Origin of the sequence: Empedobacter sp. UBA7620 (genome assembly GCF_002484185.1) — a bacterium.
Taxonomy (GTDB): Bacteria; Bacteroidota; Bacteroidia; order Flavobacteriales; family Weeksellaceae; genus Empedobacter; species Empedobacter falsenii_C.
Genome location: NZ_DLJI01000007.1, coordinates 1 through 20,048 on the forward strand (window position 1 = coordinate 1; position 20,048 = coordinate 20,048).

Annotated in this window: 16 protein-coding genes; 2 read left to right on the plus strand and 14 right to left on the minus strand. The window is 32.0% G+C overall.

Translation table 11 applies throughout. The features are described 5' to 3' along the window. Nucleotides 1–150: 150 nt before the first annotated feature. The 5 genes from hpf to B2217_RS01080 form a co-directional block, all read right to left on the minus strand. Nucleotides 151–450 carry a ribosome hibernation-promoting factor, HPF/YfiA family gene (gene hpf / locus B2217_RS01060; RefSeq protein WP_038331066.1) on the minus strand — a complete coding sequence of 100 codons (300 nt, stop codon included), beginning with the start codon at nucleotides 448–450 and terminating at the stop codon, nucleotides 151–153. Nucleotides 451–452: 2 nt separating this feature from the next. Next, on the minus strand, nucleotides 453–1,028 hold the full coding sequence (locus B2217_RS01065) for a tyrosine-type recombinase/integrase (RefSeq protein ID WP_291122001.1): 576 nt from the start codon (nucleotides 1,026–1,028) through the stop codon (nucleotides 453–455). Then, on the minus strand, nucleotides 1,004–1,351 hold the full coding sequence (locus B2217_RS01070) for a site-specific integrase (RefSeq protein ID WP_291122002.1): 348 nt from the start codon (nucleotides 1,349–1,351) through the stop codon (nucleotides 1,004–1,006). Before B2217_RS01070 ends, B2217_RS01065 begins: the two co-directional genes overlap by 25 nt. A gap of 82 nt (nucleotides 1,352–1,433) precedes the next feature. Continuing rightward, nucleotides 1,434–1,628 carry a 30S ribosomal protein S21 gene (rpsU, locus tag B2217_RS01075; protein ID WP_038331168.1) on the minus strand — a complete coding sequence of 65 codons (195 nt, stop codon included), beginning with the start codon at nucleotides 1,626–1,628 and terminating at the stop codon, nucleotides 1,434–1,436. A 68-nt stretch (nucleotides 1,629–1,696) separates the two neighbouring features. Beyond that, nucleotides 1,697–2,839, minus strand: coding sequence for an acyl-CoA dehydrogenase family protein (locus tag B2217_RS01080; protein ID WP_180905817.1), 1,143 nt, complete (start codon nucleotides 2,837–2,839; stop codon nucleotides 1,697–1,699). 238 nt (nucleotides 2,840–3,077) lie between these two features. Here B2217_RS01080 and B2217_RS01085 point away from each other — a divergent pair, with 238 nt between their 5' ends. Further along, nucleotides 3,078–3,722 (plus strand): OmpW/AlkL family protein, encoded by a 645-nt coding sequence (locus B2217_RS01085; protein WP_180905816.1) that lies wholly within the window; start codon nucleotides 3,078–3,080, stop codon nucleotides 3,720–3,722. Nucleotides 3,723–3,820: 98 nt separating this feature from the next. Here B2217_RS01085 and B2217_RS01090 read toward each other — a convergent pair whose 3' ends face one another. The 5 genes from B2217_RS01090 to B2217_RS01110 all read right to left on the minus strand — a co-directional run bounded on the left by B2217_RS01090 (nucleotide 3,821) and on the right by B2217_RS01110 (nucleotide 10,887). Beyond that, nucleotides 3,821–4,750, minus strand: coding sequence for a cation diffusion facilitator family transporter (locus B2217_RS01090; RefSeq protein WP_125349438.1), 930 nt, complete (start codon nucleotides 4,748–4,750; stop codon nucleotides 3,821–3,823). Nucleotides 4,751–4,808: 58 nt separating this feature from the next. After that, nucleotides 4,809–6,437, minus strand: a complete 1,629-nt coding sequence (pruA, locus tag B2217_RS01095; protein WP_280045501.1) for an L-glutamate gamma-semialdehyde dehydrogenase — start codon at nucleotides 6,435–6,437, stop codon at nucleotides 4,809–4,811. A gap of 113 nt (nucleotides 6,438–6,550) precedes the next feature. Next, nucleotides 6,551–7,270, minus strand: a complete 720-nt coding sequence (locus B2217_RS01100) for a DUF1003 domain-containing protein (protein ID WP_291122003.1) — start codon at nucleotides 7,268–7,270, stop codon at nucleotides 6,551–6,553. Between the two features lie 66 nt (nucleotides 7,271–7,336). Next, nucleotides 7,337–9,901: a hypothetical protein gene (locus B2217_RS01105; protein WP_280045499.1), complete on the minus strand. Its 2,565-nt coding sequence runs from the start codon at nucleotides 9,899–9,901 to the stop codon at nucleotides 7,337–7,339. After that, on the minus strand, nucleotides 9,898–10,887 hold the full coding sequence (locus tag B2217_RS01110) for a hypothetical protein (RefSeq protein ID WP_280045498.1): 990 nt from the start codon (nucleotides 10,885–10,887) through the stop codon (nucleotides 9,898–9,900). Before B2217_RS01110 ends, B2217_RS01105 begins: the two co-directional genes overlap by 4 nt. Before the next feature lie 100 nt (nucleotides 10,888–10,987). On the opposite strand from B2217_RS01110, the gene B2217_RS01115 reads away from it, so the two are divergent. Continuing rightward, on the plus strand, nucleotides 10,988–11,347 hold the full coding sequence (locus B2217_RS01115) for a DUF2200 domain-containing protein (RefSeq protein ID WP_280045497.1): 360 nt from the start codon (nucleotides 10,988–10,990) through the stop codon (nucleotides 11,345–11,347). A gap of 1 nt (nucleotide 11,348) precedes the next feature. On the opposite strand, the gene B2217_RS01120 is transcribed toward B2217_RS01115, so the two are convergent. The 4 genes from B2217_RS01120 to B2217_RS01135 form a co-directional block, all read right to left on the minus strand. Then, nucleotides 11,349–13,988 carry a DEAD/DEAH box helicase family protein gene (locus tag B2217_RS01120; RefSeq protein ID WP_280045496.1) on the minus strand — a complete coding sequence of 880 codons (2,640 nt, stop codon included), beginning with the start codon at nucleotides 13,986–13,988 and terminating at the stop codon, nucleotides 11,349–11,351. Between the two features lie 22 nt (nucleotides 13,989–14,010). After that, complete coding sequence (locus B2217_RS01125; protein WP_244958002.1) at nucleotides 14,011–15,261, minus strand: type IX secretion system plug protein domain-containing protein; 1,251 nt, start codon at nucleotides 15,259–15,261, stop codon at nucleotides 14,011–14,013. Between the two features lie 82 nt (nucleotides 15,262–15,343). Further along, nucleotides 15,344–17,365, minus strand: a complete 2,022-nt coding sequence (locus B2217_RS01130) for a T9SS type A sorting domain-containing protein (protein WP_180905811.1) — start codon at nucleotides 17,363–17,365, stop codon at nucleotides 15,344–15,346. 126 nt (nucleotides 17,366–17,491) lie between these two features. Further along, nucleotides 17,492–19,906, minus strand: coding sequence for an alpha-ketoacid dehydrogenase subunit alpha/beta (locus B2217_RS01135; RefSeq protein WP_291122004.1), 2,415 nt, complete (start codon nucleotides 19,904–19,906; stop codon nucleotides 17,492–17,494). Between the last annotated feature and the right edge of the window lie 142 nt (nucleotides 19,907–20,048).

Genomic DNA, 20,048 nt, shown 5'->3' on the forward strand with positions numbered 1-20,048 from the left:
GCCAGCTGAGCTACATCGGCATTTTTGTTTTTAAAAGCGTTATTTAAAAGAACAGTCCGTTAAATATGTTTGTTTAACGGACTGCAAATTTACGTTGTTTTTTGAATTAACCAAATTTTTAGGTTCTTTTTTTAGTCAATTCGCTATTTTTTATCTTTCGCTAATTTTTTCTTTTTTTCTGATAATTAATTTTTTTAATGTATCTACCGCCAAATCAATACATTCCTCAAAAGACTGTCCTGTTTTACTTACAACAATGTCATCTCCTGGTACTTCTAACTTAATATCAACTGTCTTATTATTTTTTTCTGCAGTATTCTCTAACTTAAAAGAAACATTCGCTGCAATGATTTTGTCTGACAAAGTTTCTAATTTTTCTAATTTTTTCTCTAAATACTCCTCTAAACCTGGTTTAGTATTGAAGTTTACTGCTTGAAAGTTAATTGTCATAATTACTCTTTTTTGTTCTCACGCGGGTGAGCTTTGTTAAACACTTTTTTTAAATTTTCTATACTCCCATGTGTATAAATTTGAGTCGATGACAAACTTGAATGCCCTAAGATATCTTTTACCGCATTCAGATCTGCTCCGGAATCTAACATATGGGTCGCAAATGAATGCCTCAACATATGAGGACTTTTTTTATGTTTTACACTTATAAGACTAAGATAGTATTTTACTTTCGAATAAACAAGATTATCATACAAAGGTTTTCCTTTTTCTGTTACAAAAACATTCGTACATTGTAAGGTAATTTCATTATGTTTTCTGGTGTTATAATTCGCCAAATCCTCTAACAGAAAGGTCGAAATAGGAATTATGCGTTCTTTGTTTCTTTTTCCAAGAACTTTTATAGAAAGTGTATTCGGATCGATATCATTTTCTTTTAAACCAATTAATTCGGCACGTCGAATTCCTGTTTGATACATTACATCAATCATTAATCGATCACGTAAACCTTCGAATGTATCTGGAAAAAACTCATCATTATTCAATAAATCATTCAACTCTGCTTCTGTAAATGGCACCAAAACTTGTTTATTTTGTTTGAGTGAATGAATTTNNCGATTGGATTAATGGTAAGATGATTTTCTTTGATCAGATATTTATAAAACGTCCGTAAAGCGCTCAATTTGCGATTAACCGTTTTCTCAGACTTTTCTAATTCTGATAAATGCATCACAAATGCACGAATATGATTTTTTGTTGCAAGTTGTATTTCCGACGAATTTTCTTCTTGTTGATAAAACTCAACAAAATCGTCCAAATCTCTTTTGTAGCTGGTGATTGTTAGCGTAGAATAGTTTTTCTCGAGCGCTAAATAATCTAAGAATAGTTGAATAAATTCCATAAAAAAACCTATTCATCAAAGTTACAACTTTAATAAATAGGTCAACAGAAATTAATTTCTTTATATCGTTTAAAACGGCAATTTATGCTTCCTCCTTTTCGATTAAGGCTTGTTTGTAGATTGCTCTACTCATCTTAATTCTATTTGTAACAGAAGGTTTTGTAAATTGTTGACGTGCTCTTAACTGACGTACAACACCTGTTTTATCAAATTTTCTTTTGTATTTTTTTAGAGCTCTTTCGATTGACTCTCCGTCTTTTACTGGTATAATCAACATAATTTTATCTATTTCTTTTTGAGATGGCAAATATACAACTCTTTAGTAATTAAACAAATCGTTTTGTATTAATCTTTCAAAATATTTCTTCCAATCACTAATTTTTGGATCTCCGTTGTCCCTTCACCGATTGTACACAACTTAGAATCTCGATAGAATTTCTCTACTGGGAAATCTTTTGTATATCCGTATCCACCAAATATTTGAACTGCTTCGTTCGAGATTTTAACACACGCTTCCGATGCGTAATATTTTGCCATTGCACCTTCTGTCGTCATTGGTTTTTTATGATTTTTTAAATAAGATGCTTTACGAATTAATAATTCTGAAGCTTCGATTTCTGTAATCATTTCAGCCAATTTGAAGTTAATTGCTTGGAAATTTGCAATTGCAGTTCCAAACTGATGACGCTCCTGTGCATATTTCAACGCTGCTTTGTACGCTCCTTTCGCGATTCCTAAAGATAAAGCAGCAATCGAGATACGACCACCATCTAAAACCTTAAGCGCTTGTTTGAAACCATCACCAACATTTCCTAAACGATTTGCATCCGAAACACGTACATTATCAAAGATTAGCTCTGCTGTTTCCGAAGCACGCATTCCTAATTTATTTTCTTTTTTACCCGATGTAAAACCTGGCGTTCCCTTTTCTATTACAAAAGCCGTCGCGTTATTTTTTGCTCCCTTCTCTCCTGTTCTTGTCATCACAACCGCAACATCACCAGAAATTGCATGTGTAATAAAGTTTTTTGCTCCGTTAATTACCCATTCATCACCATCTTTTACAGCTGTTGTAGACATTCCTCCCGCATCAGATCCTGTATTATGCTCTGTCAATCCCCAAGCACCAATCCATTCTGCTGTTGCTAATTTTGGTAACCAACGTTGTTTTTGTTCTTCTGAACCAAATTCTAAAATATGATTTGTACAAAGTGAATTATGTGCCGCTACAGACAAACCAATAGAAGGATCAACTTGCGAAATTTCGTCTACAATTGATACATATTCATCATATGACAAACCACTTCCACCATATTCTTCTGGGACAACGATTCCCATGAATCCCATTTTTCCAAGTTCTTTGAAAACTTCAACTGGAAAAGTTTGAGCTTCATCCCACTCCATTATATTCGGCTGAATGTATTGTTTTGCAAAATCTCTTGCCGATTGCGCGATTAATGATAAATTTTCATTTTCTAAGAAATCCATTTTTTTGAGTTTTTTTGTTTTTTTATGACTTTCCTCCAAAAGTAATAAATTTCTATTAAGTGAAAAGTTTTTCTTTTACGATTATTTTTACTCATTAAAAATAATTGACTATCAGCGTGTTTAAGTTAATAATATCCTAAAAAAAAACAAATGTTTAAAGTCATTTTCGGAAATGATATTTGACATTTTAATTCGGATAAATTAATCCGAATTTTGTTCCAGAAATAAAATAAACATTATGAAAAAAGGACTATTAATATTAGGAGCAATCCTTACATCAGCAATCTCATTTGGACAAGAAGCAGGTGAATTGCATATGCGCGTAAGAGCAACAGGTGTAGTTCCTATGGAAGATGCTAAAATAGAAGCAATAGGTGGAAATGTAGCGGTTACAAACAATCTTATTCCAGAAATTGACTTTACCTATTATATTACAAAAAATATCGCGGCCGAATTAATCTTAGGAACATCTAAACACGAAGTTGTAGCGGTAAATACTGCATTAGGAAATTTAGATTTGGGACGAGTAATGCTGTTACCTCCAACTCTTAATGTACAATATCATTTGTATCCAACCAAAAACCTAAAACCTTATGTTGGTGCTGGAATTAATTATACAATCTTCTATGATCAAGGGCAAGGAAAAGGGAGAAACGCAGCCGTAACTAGTGTAGATTACAAAAACAATGTAGGTTTCGGATTTCAATTAGGATTTGATTACAAAATCAATGATAAATTATACTGGAACGTAGATGTTAAAAAATTATACTTAAACACAGACGTTACAGTTGGTGCAGCTTTAGACAAACAAGTTTATGTACCAGCAGATGTAGATCTTAATCCTTGGTTAATCAGTACTGGTATTGGTTTCAAATTATTCTAAAATCGACCTTTTATATATATTATGATTTTTTATTAACCAACTAAAAGATCAAAAAGAGAAGCAATTGCTTCTCTTTTTTTATTTAAATTGATTTATTTTTACTCCTCCACTCTTTTATCTTCAATGTGATTTGTTCGAAAATATTCTCGAACCGAAACAAACGTAGGTTCTATATGCACTAAAACGTCTTTTACTTGTGGCATTTTGGCTTGTACAGCATCTTTCAGATCATGACTAATTTTATGTCCTTCCACTACCGAAATCGTTCCATCGACTATTGCATGTAAATCCACATAATAATTCATTCCGTTCTTACGCACATTACATTTTTCAGTCGCCATAACACCAGGAACATGCGAAGCGATTTCTCTGATTTGTTCAATTTCATTTTCGTACAATTGTTCATCCATAATTTCTCCCAACGCAGGTCGAAGGATTTTGTACGCATTATATAAAATAAAACTTGATGCAAAAAGTGCTGCAACATCATCTGCTGCCTCCCAACCTGGTCCCATTACCAATGAAATCGAAATTCCGATAAACGCCATTAACGATGTAATTGCGTCCGAACGATGATGCCAAGCATCTGCTTTTAGAGAAGAACTATTGGTTTCAACACTTTTTCGCATTACATACTGAAACGATAATTCTTTGAATAAAATAATTCCTCCAAGAACTAATAAGGTAAATGGTTTGGGCTGATGATGTGGTGTAATAATATTGTTAATACTTTCTTTTGCAATGATAATCGCAGAAACAATAAGGAAAGTAACCACTAAAAATGTGATTAACGCTTCTGCTTTTCCGTGCCCGTAAGGATGATTTTCATCTGCAGGTTTTGCAGAATACTTTAGTCCAAAGAAAACAAATATAGAAGAAAAAACATCTGCCGAAGACTCGATTGCATCTGCAATAAGTGCGTAAGAATTCCCAAAATAACCAGCCAAAAACTTAATTCCAGCCAAAGAAGCGTTTCCTACAATACTAAAAATTGAAGCTTTGATTGCTTTTTCCGAATTATCATTCATACCAAAAAAATAAGCCCTACAAATGTAAGGCTTATTCTAATTTTATATCTCGAAAATATTATTTTTCTAAGAATGGGTATTTGTAATCTTTTGCAGGAACAAATGTTTCTTTGATTGTTTGAACAGAAGTCCAACGTAACAAGTTCATTGCAGAACCTGCTTTATCATTTGTACCAGAAGCACGTGCTCCACCAAATGGTTGTTGTCCTACAACTGCACCTGTTGGTTTATCGTTGATGTAGAAATTTCCACAAGCATTTTTCAATGCTTTAGCAGCTAATTCTACAGCTGCACGATCTTTCGCGAAGATTGATCCTGTTAATGCGTAAGCAGAAGTTTCGTCAACTAATTTTAAAGTTGCTTCAAATTCATTTTCATCATAAACATAAACTGATAATACAGGCCCGAAGATTTCTTCTACCATTGATTCATATTTAGGGTTCGTTGCTTTGATAACTGTTGGTTGAACAAAATATCCAACTGAATCATCATAAGTACCACCTATTACAACTTCAGCTTCAGAAGATGCTTGTGCACGATCGATATATGCTTTAGATTTTTCGAAAGAGTTTTTATCGATAACCGCTGTCATGAAATTAGAGAAATCCTCTGGAGATCCTAATGTAACAGTTGCTAACATTTCTTTCATTTGTTTCTCAACTTCGCTCCATAAGTTAGATGGAATATAAGCACGAGAAGCAGCAGAACATTTTTGTCCTTGGTATTCAAACGCTCCACGAACTAAACCTACAGCAACTTCTGTTGGACAAGCTGATTTGTGAACCATTACGAAATCTTTTCCTCCTGTTTCTCCTACGATACGTGGATAAGTTCTGTAATTATTGATGTTATCTCCAATTTGTTTCCATAAAGTATTGAAAACTTTTGTAGAACCTGTGAAGTGTAAACCTGCGAAATCTTTGTGTTCTAAAACTGTTTTTGCGGTTTCTGCTCCATCAGTTAAGATCATGTTGATTACACCATCTGGTAAACCAGCTTTTTTGAACACTTCCATTGTTACTTTAGCAGCTAAAGTTTGTTTATCAGAAGGTTTCCAAACTACAACATTCCCCATCAAAGCCATACAAGATGGTAAATTACCAGCGATTGCAGTAAAGTTGAATGGAGTAATTGCGAAAGTAAATCCTTCTAATGGACGATAATCTACACGATTCCAAATTCCTGGAGAAGAAATTGGTTGATCTGCATAAATTTCTGTCATGTATTGTACGTTAAAACGTAAAAAGTCAATCAACTCACAAGCTGAATCAATTTCTGCTTGCATTGCATTTTTAGATTGACCAATCATTGTTGCAGCATTCATTTTTGCACGGTAAGGACCAGCAATCAAATCTGCAGCTTTTAAAAAAATTGCCGCTCTATCTTCCCAAGGCATTGCAACCCAAGCTTCTTTCGCTGCCAAAGCTGTGTTAATCGCTTTTTTTACATCATCTTGTGTTCCTTCGTGGAAATAACCAACAACTTTTTGGTGATCATGTGGAGGACGAATTTCTTTTTTATTTCCTGAAAAAATTTCTTCAGAACCAATGTATTGAGGAACTTCTGTTACCTCGTTAAACATTTTTTTGTATGCGTCTAATAATTGCGCACGCTCTGGCGTACCAGGAGCATATGATTTCACCTCTTCGTTAACAGCGTGAGGAATTTGAGCAAATGATTTTGACATTTTGATTATTTTGTTTGTTTATACTTTTCAAAGTTCAAATTTAAGAAAAATAAATGGAAATGTTTCAGTTCAGATAATTAAGTCTTTTACCACTTTAGACATAAAATTATCCATTATTCTTCCTTTTTATTTTCTTTTTTATCTTTTGTATGAAGAATTTGATTTTCGATATTTTCTAAATATTGAATCTGCATTTCCTGTATTTCTAATAATTTCTTATTCTGATGAACCAATAAATGATCTATTTTTTCACTTAATAATTTTATTTCCAATTCAGCTTTCAAGTTAATTTTATAATCATGTTCGGCTCTATCACGATCTTTATCTTCTTGACGATTTTGACTCATCATAATAATTCGGGCTTGTATTGCCGCTAAACAAGACAAAATCAAATTGAGTAAAATAAATGGATAGGGATCAAAACCTTTGTTGTGCAACATCCAAAAATTAAGAAACATCCAAGCCAATAAGAAAATAAAAAACGAAATAATAAATGTCCAACTTCCACCAAAAGATGCTACTTTATCTGCAATTCTATCGCCTGTTGTCAATGGTTTTGATGTATTTTCTTTTATATTTTCGGAAAGAATAGAATTATCACGAATCGCTTCCACTACATCTTGATCCAATTTTTCCATTTCACCTTTTTCTTGCGAAATCAAATTTGCAAAAAATTGACGACGATATTTGTTCAATACTTTTATCGAAACATAATCTTCTTCGGTAATTGCGGGATAATCTTGCTGAATCAATTTAAAAATCTCTTGCTGAATTTCTTTTCCTTTTACAGCTTCGTAGCGATTAATTGGTTTTTGAGTTACAAAACATTTCATAATAATCTATTTTAGTCAAAAATCACCTAACAAAAAACGCTCCTAAAATTAGAAGCGTTTTAATTATTAAAAGTTATTCGTGTAATAATCGAAATATTTACAATTTGATTTTATTTCTTGATATGTTTTAGTGTCCGAATATTGTTTCAAATTCTTAAAATTAGAACGGTAATTTGCCACTTTAAACGCTAAAATCTTCTCTTCGTTATCATATTGATTTTCGTACAAACGTTTCAATACAGGGTCTTTTGCATTATAAAATCTTCCTTGTTCATTCTTCGACAATGCAAACAATATTTGCGCTTTCATTTCTTTGTCTTTTGTCGAATCAAATGCTTTTTTCAAATAATTTTCTGAAGGCGTAAAATTATCTACGTAATTTCCACCCCAACCAAAACTTTTGTAAAAGAAATTGCTTGTCGCTTCATACTGATCGCCATAATTATTAAATTTTGGTCCATTATCATTATTTCGATCAAATGTCAACAAATAACGATAATAGCCCAAAGTCGTCGTATTGTAGAAGAAATTCCCCAACAAATAATTCGCTTTTGCAGCTTCTTCTGTATTTTTCTTTGCTATTTTATTCAATTCAATCATCGCATTTGTCAATTCTAATTTTGACATTTTTGGTTTGATAAATTTGAATTCATTCAAATATGGTGTTGCAATCACTTGATTTTCGTCACAATTAAAACATTCAATCTTATTATAGCCAAAAATTTTATTCGGAATATTATGATAGCCATCAAACTGATTTTCTACCCAAGTTTTGCTTTCTTTTTCTGTTGTATAATCGTAATCATAAACAAAATAAGCACTTTCTGACGTATGATATTTTTGATCAATCTTCTCAAATTCTTTCTTCGCTAAATCAAATTTCATTTCGCCTAAATACAATGTTCCTTTGAAATCGGCTAAATAATCAGATAATTTAAACTGAATATCTGTCGATTTTTCTGTTCTCCAATCCCATGAACTCGATTTTACTTTTGCATTAATCAAATATTTTTCGAAAGCTGTTTTATTCGATTTTTTATCCAATTTATCCAAATCATTGATAATCGCCCAATCCGGATTTGAACCTAATTGTGTAATTTCATTATGAATCAAAAATGCTTTTCCTTTATCACCTTGCAGAAAATATCGATTTCCCAAAACATCTAAAATCACATTTTTCAAGTTCATTTTTTGATCATCTTCATCTGAATAATCATAAACATCTTCTGGTAATTTTGGATATTCATAATTTAAAATCGACGCATATTTTTGCATCAATTGATTCTCGAAACTATCTGAAATTTTCTTTTGTTCGAAAATCTCTAATAAAATTTCAATCACTTTTTTCTGTTGTTGAAATTCTTTCGATGTTGAATTTACTTTTGCTAAATACGTTTTTGTTTCCGAAAAATTTTTGTTCAATAAATTAAGATATGCCACCGATAAATTCCAATATTCTTTGTTATTAGCTTTTGTTGCTTGCGATTTTGCCAAAGAAATTAATTCATTAATCTGAATTTCATCTTTCGAATTTTCATCAGAACTTCCATAATAATTGTTATTCGTTTTTACAGGTAAATATAAATCCGTATACTTTTTTCGCTCTTGAGACGAATCCCAATAATAATCTTCAGGATTTTGTTGCAAATATTCGCGCTCAATTAAATTGATAGAACGTGCAAATAATATTCTCGCTTGTGGAGCATTCACATCATTCGCAATAATTTTTTTTGCAGGCGCCAACGGATTCGAAAAATCGTTGTAACCTATTAACAAATACAAATCATTTTTTTCTTGAATCGTTTTGGCATTGGCTAACATTTTCTCATAATTCAAATCTTCTGTCACGCGCATCGATTGATAAGCACTCATTTTTCGATCATTTGAATGAGAAAAAACTTCGAAAAAGTCATAATTCGCCTGAATATAATTTCCAAGTGCACGTTCTGCTCCACCTTTTTGATCTAATGCATAATAGTACATCGAATTTTTAAGTCCTTGCGACGCCACATACATGTTAAAATAATTGATGGCATCTTTATATTCATGGAAATAATGGGCAAAACGCACCAATTGATAACCATAACGAGTTTTTAATTCTTTGTCCGTTTCCGCATTCCAACTTTTCTTTAGAACCTCAAGAACTTTTTTATAATTTAGATTATTGACATTTTTCTCTGGACGATCGACATACGACCATTCTCCATTATCGATGTAATAAAAAGCCATGTAAGGTTCTAGGTACTTAGCATACGACAGATAAAGTAAACTTTGTTTATTCTTTTTTACCCAATCTGTTGTCGCAAAATTATAGTTCGCATTGGATGATTTTCCATTCTTTATCATCAAATCAATTTCTTGTTTCGATGCTTTAAAAACCAACTCAAATGCTTGCTGATAGTTAATTCCTAACGTTTTTTGCCAATCCAAAATATTTTCATTCTTTTGATTTGCATCCATCGTATAATATGGATTATCCAACGTCATCAAAAATGGCTGATATTGCGGTGCTTCGCTTAATGTTTGCGAAAAAAGATTGTAGTAATAATAATCTTCTCCACCTCCATCAGCACACGCAAATGCTTTGGTCAAACCAAAAGTTAGGCATAAAGTAAGTACTATTTTTTTCATAATTGTGTTGGTATTGTTTTCAAAAATTTTGAGTCTAAATGATAATAAATCAAGCGATAATTGTAAGATAATTTTGTATCGATAAATGATTTTGTTTCAACTAATAATTCGGGAAAAATCGTTTCAACTTTTATTGTAAAACCTTTGCTCACATAAAAATTTCGAACAAAAAAATCATCTTCCACTTCATAAAATCCATTTCTGATTTTCTTTACAGGTTTTCCTATCAAATCTTGCTCCGAAAAGGAATTGATTAATTTTATTCTTCCTTGATGATTTGTCAAAATTGCCCATGAATAAATTGGCAAAGCAACATCTAATTTGATTGGATAATCGTTTAAATTCTTCAAATAATCTTTCGCTATTTTCAAATCTAAAATCGAATTATTTTCAGATTGATCGGTTGGATTTTCGGTTGCATAACACATCAAAACCATTTTATCCAAAGGCGGAATACCTTCTTGATCTTTAAATTTAACTTGATGCAAACGCAAAGTTGCCGAAAGTTTTTTGCCCGAAATATGTTTCAATTCTGACAAAAACGTAAAATAATTTTCGCGAGTAGATTTCGTCCAATCACAATCTATCTGAATTTCATTGAAGTTTTTCATATTTCCTCTTTCAGCCGTTTCACTCAAAAAATTATACACATCTTTTGCTAAAATTTTGACTTGATCTTTGGATGTATTCAGAAAAGTTTGATTGGTAATAAAAATCGTCGGAATATAATTAACATTGAGTTTTGTTGCATCAAAATTCTGAATAATTCCAACCGGAGAAATTTTATTCAGTTTTTTATCTACATCAAAAAATCGAACGTAAACATTTTCCACTTTCAACGAATCAACCGCTTTTTTTTCTGTTTCGTTCACCAAATAATTACTTCGCCAATAATAAAAATCAATCGGCGACTTTTTGGTTTTGGAAGTACATCCAACCAAACTAATTATCGTAAATAGTATTAAAAATCTGAATAAAAATTTCATACTCAAATTTAACTCAAAATCTACAAAGCACAATCGATGAAAATAGTGAGATTTTATCAAATTAATTGTCGAAATTTATCCTTCATAATATTCTTGAAAAATGAATGATAAAAATTTTCAGCGTGTAATCGAAATGTCTTTTGCGAGTGTTTATCCACACTATATAACTAAAGCAGAAAAGAAAAACCGAACAAAAACGGAAGTTGACGAAATTATTTTTTGGTTGACGGGTTATACTGAAAAAGATTTGGAAGAAATTTTAACGAATAAAACCAACTTTCAAGATTTTTTTGAAAATGCACCAAATTTTAATCCAAATGCAACTAAAATAAAAGGTGTGATTTGCGGTTATCGTGTGGAAGAAATTGAAAATCCATTGATGCAAAAAATTCGATATTTAGATAAATTAATCGATGAATTAGCCAAAGGAAAAACGATGGAAAAGATTTTGAGAAGTTAGATTATTTCCACTTTTTGATATGCTCAATTGGTTGCTTTAATTGAAAACTTAAGGATTTCATTTTCGCTTTGATCAATTTTTTTCGTCCATAATAACTTCTTGTATAATGCAATTCTGCATCGCCTACAAGTTGCAACCATTGTTGATGAAAATATTCGGCCTTTTTCTTGTGTTGACCAATAATTTCGGGAACCGAATGATAATCTCTTTGTTTGAAAAGCTTCATCAGCACACTTTTTCGTTCGATAAAATAACGTGGATTATCAATTGGATTTAAAATATTTTCGAGCGAATCTAAAAAAATCGCCTTATCATAAGTTGTTGCCGACAATAAACTACACGAAATATTTCCCGATTTATCAACAGTTGTTAAAATATTTGATTCGCGCAATTCATCAGACAATAAATTAAAATGTTGCAAAGTATTGAATAACGCAACAGCTATTTTCTGAAAATCTTTGGTGATATCTCTATATTGAATATAAAGTTTGATGTTTTTGTAAAAATTAACTCCGAAATACACAATTCCAACCGTTGAAAGAAAAATTATGGTTGAAAGAAAACTTCTTTTCGACATCGAAAATAAAAGTGTTCGGATACTTTCTTCGAAAAAGAAAACGATAAAAGAGATGAATGAAAGAAGTAAACTTGTTGTTAAACTTTTTATCGACTTCGAATAATACAAATGTTTTGAGAAATCATATTCTTTTTCTCCATCATAAAAATACTTTAATTCATTATCAATTTTTGTTCCTTCGGCAATAGAATTTGTCCAAGAATCTCTAATTTGAACATCATTTTTACTCCATTCTATCGTTTGCTGATTGTAATTTTCAATAGATTCCTCAGTAAATTGTTCAGGAAGATTCAGACGAGAAATACCATTCGAAATCGTGTTTTCCTTTTGCGAAATTCCAACAAAAGCCTCAAATCGTTGTCTCATTTTATCCAAATCTCCACCGCCATTTTGCGCAAATAAATCCAACGTAACCAAATGCCAAACGTTACTCACTTTATTTGGTTCTTCAGAATTCACACGAATCGCACGCCCACGCATCTGATTTGATGTTACAAAAGAACCTACATTACTCGCTAAAATTAAACTATTGATACTCGGCGCATCCCAACCTTCGCCCAAATAAGCGCGAGTTCCGACAATTATTTTGATAACACCTTCGTTGAATAATTTTGTTAAAACAGCCAACAAATTTCCTCTTGAATTATCTTCTGCAACAACTTCGAAAAAATTATCATCGAACATCACCGATTTGAACTGAATCGCTTCTGCTCTATCTTTGAATTGATAAATTAATTTTGGAAGAATTGTTTTCGAAACGATTACCATCGAACCTGTAATAATCGCAAGATGTGGAATTATTTCTGAATTTAGATTTCGAAGTTTTTCGAAAATTGGAAAAACTCCCAACTTTATTTTACTTGGTTCATTCTGTAAATTATCCGAATAAAATTCTTTTCGAATGTAATCCGTCAAAATCACCATGTGCAACTTATCGCCCAAATGTTGATATTCTGACTTTACAATTTCTGCAATACTATCAATCTTTTTTACACTATTTATCAGTGAATTTTTAACTTTTTGATTATAATGTAACGTAACTTTTTTCTGATCGATTGCTCCGATTCGTTTTAAATTCGTTAAAAATGGTTTCAAGAATTTCTCGTGTTCTAAATAAAATTCTTCATCTTTAAACAACAAATAATTGAACATACATTCTGCCCAATAATAATTGAAAGGCGGAAAATCTATCGTTTCGTTTTCTAATAAATCCAAATGCTGAAAATCCAATGGCGTATCAAACGATTTCAGATAAATCACAAAACACGCATACGCATCAAAATCTGCATAAATTTCGTCGAAACAACTTGCGGGCGTTTTTATAAAATCTAACGTCAAAACAAAATCATACAAAGCTGTATTTCCTTTTATTTCTTGGAAAAAAGATTCTACTTCTTCAAGGTTTTTAGAAATAATTTCACTCTCGAAATTTGTAGGAAATGAGCACAACAATAAATCTTGATGTGGGCACAAATCTTTTTGTTTAACCAATTCTGGAACAGAAATTTCGCAATCAATCGGACCACAAAAAGTGAGATAACGATTCCATTCTTCTTTCGCAACATCAAAAGGCGGCGTAGCAGTTAACGCAACAATCTTTGGTGATAATTCACTTTTGATTTTATTGAGACTTTTCCACCATTCATTTTTTAGATGATGCGCTTCGTCTACAATCAAAGTTTTGACGTTATTTTCTTTTAATAATTGAATCAAAGACTGTTCGTCTTTTACCATCGAAGCATGCAATCCTTGATAAGTAGAAATGGTAAGAAATTTTGGTTGATGAATATCCATCGAAATCCAATCGACTTCCTTATTATCAAGAAAAAGCTCAATAAATCGATCTTTCCATTGATTACGAATCGCTAAAGTTGGTGCTAAAATAAGCGTAGGCTCATTAATCCGAAGCATCACTTCCAATCCCAAAACCGTTTTTCCAGAACCAGGCGGTGCTACAACATTAAGATGCGCATCTTCTAAATGAAATTCTAATTCATCTAAAACTCGCTGTTGATAATCGCGCCAAGAATACTTAAATTTTATAGGTTGAGTGTTGAAAGTCATGATTGATAAAAAACTGAATTATTTATCTCCTCGAATTTCCAGTTCCATATCCCATCAACACATCGTATCGTTGTCCCCAAGGGCGATAGTAAAACAACGCTTGATATTGATTTTCAGTTTGCCAAAAACTTCCGCTCACATAACTTGGATCGATTTTACCTGTTTTGGTATTTTTTACAACATATTGATAATTGTAATAACCTTGTTTCAAAAATAATTCGGTTACCCAAAATCCTGCATCGTCTTTTTCTAATTTCGAATTATCGTCAATTTCCCAATTATTAAAAGCTCCCACAACATACGGAACGTATAATCCATTTTGATCTTCGAAAGCGTCTAAGGCAAAATAAACCCACGAATAATCTGCTTCAGAATTTGCTGCATATTCGTTTCCATAACGGTTATTTCGGATATAAAAATTTCCATTAATGTCTGGATAATCATCGTATGGTAAATTATACTTCGGAATATCTGCACGCAAAACAGTATGGTAAACACTATCTTTTCTGAATGTTTTTTCTGTTGTTAAACTCGGAACTTCTAAATTTTTGTTATCAAACCAATTGTATTCTGCACCACCGTCAAACAAAATATTGGTATCATTATATGTTAACTGATTTGGGCGAGAAAAAGATGGTTGATTGACAAAATAACCTTCGTTCCAATTGTTATTTTTCATCAAAAATAATTTTGCGCCGTCAGGAACTTCAGTCAAATTTTGTGTTCCGCTCGAAACTTGAACTTGCAAACGCTGATTCAATTCTTTTATCGTTGGATTATTGTAACGAGAAACCATCACGCCAACATCTGCAATTGGTTGATAAACCGCAAAACGTTTCGTGAAAATTGGATTCGAATCATTTTCTAAATACACTTTCAACACATAATTTCCAGGCAATTTTACATTCATTTGCTCATTCGGAAATTGAATTTGATAATTGGTATATTTTTGATACGTATTGAATGAATTTTTATATGTTCGCGCATAATCAGCATTAACACCATTTAAAAATTCGGTTTGAAAAATATTCGATTCAGACCAATCTGCATTTCTGTGTTCGATAGAATATTGATAACGCTTGTAACCTGCGCTGATATCATCAAAAAGAAAAATTAATCTTTCGCTAGAACCTAACTTGATAATGGGTGTATTATCGTTTGTTTGCGGGTTAAAAATTTGAACCGTCTTGATATTCTTTGGAGGAATTATATCCTGAAATTGTCCAAAAAGAACAGAAGTCAACAGACAAAGTATGATCGAATAAAATTTCATTTTCATTATAATTTTGATTGTTAAAAATACAAAAAAAAGCGTATGTTCTTATGAAAGAGCGTACGCTTTATAATTTTAAAAATTATTTTTTAATTATTTTTTGTTCAGTTATTTTACCATCTATCGTTTGTATTTGAATAATATAAACCCCTTTTACCAGATGATTTAAATTAATCTCAGATTTTGATGTTTTCATCAATTCTTTTCCTTGTAAAGAATAAACTCTTACTTGATCAATTTTTGTATTAGAATTTATCAACACTTTATCTGTTACTGGATTTGGATAAATTGTTAATCCTGATTTATTATTTTCTGATAATCCTAAATGATCTGTTGCAACAATTAATTGAACAACTCCTGTAGGAGTTTTTGTTGCACTTGTAAAATTAGAAATATTAACATAGTAAGTAACCTCTTTTTTAGAATTTTCTATGTTGACCGTGTGTGTAAAATCTGTTACTGGCGCTCCTTTTGTTCCTACACAAGTTAATGCATCTGAAAAAGTTGGATTTGCTTGTTTTTCTTGTTCAGTCAATGTTCTATAAACATCTATTCTTGCATCCCAAAATTGATCAGTTATTGAACGAACAGAAAAATTACTTCCATTTCCATTAAATTTAAACCATACACCATTATCTGAATAATTTGATGTTGATAAATTTATCCCTTCCAAATTAATATCAGCATACATCGAACAAGTTCCTATTAAATCATCAATCACTACATTTGATCTTTTTGTATATCCTGATGTATCAAAAGTTTTATCAAAAGTAAAATTATCTAATAATATCGCTGTCGATTTCTCATCATTTTCTGGAGTTGACCCCGCTGTAGAAAGACAAATATCAAATTCTGAATCTGTAAGATTATTCGAATAAGTAAATAATCTGATGTAATAGGTATTTCCTACAATCAAATCATCTAAGATTGCTCGCTCTTCATCAATACAATCTTTTGTGATCAATTTATTTGAATCTCCTTCATATAATGTAAAATATAAATCGTTTACACTTCCTTCTGTAGAAGATAAATTAATGATATGTCTTTTAGATTTTGCAACAAATTTATACCATACATCGTCCTTATTATTAGCGGATGTGTTACATCCTAACTCTTCTATCGATTTTGATGCATTTTTAAATGTTCCTCTGACTCCTCCATCGCAGAATAAGCTATTTGATGGTGTTAGTGTAATTGCTCCTGTTATTTCATCATTAACAGGTGTTGTTTTAGTCTTGAATGTTATTTCGTTACAATTTTCAGCACTTCCTATTGTATTGTAAGGAATTATTTTCAGAAAATATGATGTATTAGACTTTAAATTACTACCTAATTTATATACTGTTACATTCCCTAAATCAATTCCATTCAAAATAGAATAATTACCTGTTTGTTCTCCCAAATAAATGTGATAACCTTCTGCTCCTTCAGCTGGTGACCATGTTAAATTTTGATCTACCCCAATATTGATGCCATTATCTGTTGGCGAAAGATGTGTTACACAAGAAGGTAAAGTCTCCGTAGATTGAGCTATCACAAAGTCATCAAAATACATGTATAAATTATTTGGGACTCCATTCTCTAATAAAGCAACAGATGCTTTTGCTTTAAATTTAAAATTTGAACCTTCTGGAACTACTCCATTTGGTATTTTAAATTGAGATGAGATAATACCTTGATTAGAATTATCTATATTTGGATCAAATGCTTCATTATATTTGATTGCCTCTCCTAATTCTACCCAAGTCACTCCATTATCTACAGAATATAAGAATTGTACCTCTCCATTTATTACACGATCAGAAAATTTAAAAGCCCTTGTTTTTACCGAAATAGAAATTTCTTTTCCATTAGATCTGGTATCATTTTTTGTTATAAATTCTACTACTGGATTAGGAGCTACCGTAGTTGCTGAAATTGATTTTCTAAGCGATCTACTACCATTTAATGGGCTGACGTTAGAATTTATCCAACCTGTACTCGATGGTGTATATGACCATCCTGATGGAAGAGCTGATGTTTCGAAAGTTTCGTTAATAGTAATCTGCGCATGAATCACAGAAAAAAACACCATAAAAAAGGTAAAGTTTAAAATTTTGTTCATAAGTAAATTGATTTAAGTTATTAATATTCAATATTACATCATTTTTTAAGAACAAAAAATGTCATAACAAAAAAAAGTCCTGTTTTAAAAAAAAACAGGACTTTTTAGAAAATTTTTCTATTTTATTTAGTACAAAGCAGGAAACTCATTTGGTTTTGCTTCGCGCATTAATTCATAAACTTGTTCTGTAATATCATCAACAGAAGGTTTTGAGAAATAATCTCCATCAGTCGCATACGCAGGACGGTGAGCTTTCGCAGTAATCGTCAATGGTGCGCTATCTAATGTAAAATATCCACCTTGTTTCTCAATAATTTCTTGTAACAAGAATGCACTTGCTCCACCAGGAACATCTTCGTCAACAATCACTAAACGATTCGTTTTGTTCAAACTTTTCGCAACATCTTCATTAATATCGAAAGGCAATAAAGATTGCGCATCAATTACTTCAACAGAAATACCTAATTGCTCCAATTCTTTTGCTGCATCCATCACAATTCTCCAAGTAGAACCGTATGTTAACAACGTTACATCTTTTCCTTCTTTTGTAATTTCTACTTCACCAATTGGCGTTGTAAATTCACCGATATTAATTGGTGCAGGCTCTTTCAGACGATAACCGTTCAAACTTTCTACAACAATCGCTGGCTCATCTGCTTGCATCAATGTATTGTAAAAACCTGCAGCTTTTGTTAAATCACGCGGAACTAAAACATTCACACCACGAACCAAATTCAAAATTCCTCCCATTGGCGAACCTGAATGCCAAACACCTTCTAAACGGTGACCACGCGTTCTGATAATCACAGGCGCTTTTTGACCTCCGTTCGAACGATAAAGTACAGTTGCCAAATCATCAGAAATTCCTTGTAAACAATAAAGGATATAATCTAAATATTGAATTTCTGCAATTGGACGTAAACCACGCATCGCCAAACCAATTCCTTGACCAAGAATTGTTGCTTCGCGAATTCCTGTATCCGAAATACGATCGATTCCATATTTTGCTTGAAGACCTTCTAAACCTTGGTTTACATCACCAATATTTCCCGCATCTTCACCAAAAACTAATGCCTTTGGATATTTCTCGAAAATTTTATCAAAGTTATCACGAACAATTACACGACCATCTTCTAACGCTGGATTTTCTCCAAACTCAGGTTTTACTTGTGGAACTTGTGTTGCTGTACCAGAAACTAATTTAGTTGAATAAATTTCTTCTTCGCGTTTCATTTTAACATCTAACCAAGAAATTAATTCAGTTTTAGAAGTTAAATTTTCTGAACGAGTTAAACGAATAACTTTACGAACAGCTCCATAAACATCACGTTTGAAAGGGCTTTTCTTTGATTTTAGATTACTAATTTCAATGTTGATAAAAGCTCCATTCACACTTTCTGAAGCAACTTTCGTTAATAATTCTAATGACTCATTTTTCAAATCCAAAATTGGATTCAAATAATCGTCCCAACATTGTTTTTGAGAAGCTTTAACTTCAGCTTTAACATCAGCTTCTAATTGATCCAACTCTTCCGCAGAAATAATTGCTTCCGAATGATCTGCAAATGCTAAAATATATTCACGGAATTTTGTGATTCCATCAAATTCTTTTTCCCAAGTCAAACGCTCCTCTGATTTATAACGCTCGTGCGAACCAGAAGTTGAGTGACCTTGCGGCTGCGTACATTCTTGCACGTGTACAATACACGGAATGTGATGCTCACGCGCAAATCTTTCTGCGCGTGTATAAGCTTCAATCAAAGCAGGATAATCCCACGCTTTAACAGTAATAATTTCGTAACCTCTTTCCTCTTCCGTTCTTCCGAAACCTGATAATAATTCAGAAAGATTCGATTTTGTACGTTGAAATTTAGCTGGTACAGAAATTCCGTAACCATCGTCCCAAATAGAAACAACCATTGGCACTTGCAAAACTCCACCTGCATTTATAGTTTCCCAAAAATGACCTTCAGAAGTACTTGCATCTCCAATTGTTCCGAAAGCAATTTCATTTCCGTTTACAGAAAATTGTTGATCTTCGTCTGATTGAGGAACATTTCTAAAATATTTTGAAGCTTGTGCTAAACCTAACAAACGTGGCATTTGACCAGCTGTTGGCGAAATATCTGCACTCGAATTTTTTTGTTCTGTTAATTTTTTCCAAGAACCGTCTTCATTTAAAGAACGTGTTCCGAAGTGAGATGTCATTTGACGACCTCCAGATGAAGGTTCTTTCTCTAAATCTGTTAAAGCATATAATTGTGCAAAAAATTGTTCAACAGTTAATTGACCAATTGCGAACATAAATGTTTGATCGCGGTAGTATCCAGAACGAAAATCTCCATTTTTGAATACTTTTGCCATTGCAATTTGTGGTAATTCTTTTCCATCACCAAAAATTCCAAATTTTGCTTTCCCAGTAAGTACTTCTCTTCTCCCTAAAAGACTTACTTCGCGAGACATAAAAGCAGTCTTGTAATCATTAATGATTTGACTTTTAAACTCTTCGAAAGTAATTTTATTTACCTCTTTTGTTTCCATTTCTTTTGTTTGTTGCATCACAAATTTAACAAAAGATTTGTAACTTACACCATACAATTTGCGTCTAACGAATAGATTATAGAATTGTATCATCCAATTAATAACTATAAAAATAAATACATGAAAAAAACTTTACTGAGTA

Bases quoted from the DNA above. Each gene is read 5' to 3' on its own strand.
- hpf (WP_038331066.1), bottom strand. From the start codon at position 450: ATGACAATTAACTTTCAAGCAGTAAACTTCAATACTAAACCAGGTTTA.
- rpsU (WP_038331168.1), bottom strand. From the start codon at position 1,628: ATGTTGATTATACCAGTAAAAGACGGAGAGTCAATCGAAAGAGCTCTA.
- B2217_RS01080 (WP_180905817.1), bottom strand. From the start codon at position 2,839: ATGGATTTCTTAGAAAATGAAAATTTATCATTAATCGCGCAATCGGCA.
- B2217_RS01085 (WP_180905816.1), top strand. From the start codon at position 3,078: ATGAAAAAAGGACTATTAATATTAGGAGCAATCCTTACATCAGCAATC.
- B2217_RS01090 (WP_125349438.1), bottom strand. From the start codon at position 4,750: ATGAATGATAATTCGGAAAAAGCAATCAAAGCTTCAATTTTTAGTATT.
- pruA (WP_280045501.1), bottom strand. From the start codon at position 6,437: ATGTCAAAATCATTTGCTCAAATTCCTCACGCTGTTAACGAAGAGGTG.
- B2217_RS01100 (WP_291122003.1), bottom strand. From the start codon at position 7,270: ATGAAATGTTTTGTAACTCAAAAACCAATTAATCGCTACGAAGCTGTA.
- B2217_RS01105 (WP_280045499.1), bottom strand. From the start codon at position 9,901: ATGAAAAAAATAGTACTTACTTTATGCCTAACTTTTGGTTTGACCAAA.
- B2217_RS01110 (WP_280045498.1), bottom strand. From the start codon at position 10,887: ATGAAATTTTTATTCAGATTTTTAATACTATTTACGATAATTAGTTTG.
- B2217_RS01115 (WP_280045497.1), top strand. From the start codon at position 10,988: ATGAATGATAAAAATTTTCAGCGTGTAATCGAAATGTCTTTTGCGAGT.
- B2217_RS01120 (WP_280045496.1), bottom strand. From the start codon at position 13,988: ATGACTTTCAACACTCAACCTATAAAATTTAAGTATTCTTGGCGCGAT.
- B2217_RS01125 (WP_244958002.1), bottom strand. From the start codon at position 15,261: ATGAAATTTTATTCGATCATACTTTGTCTGTTGACTTCTGTTCTTTTT.
- B2217_RS01130 (WP_180905811.1), bottom strand. From the start codon at position 17,365: ATGAACAAAATTTTAAACTTTACCTTTTTTATGGTGTTTTTTTCTGTG.
- B2217_RS01135 (WP_291122004.1), bottom strand. From the start codon at position 19,906: ATGGAAACAAAAGAGGTAAATAAAATTACTTTCGAAGAGTTTAAAAGT.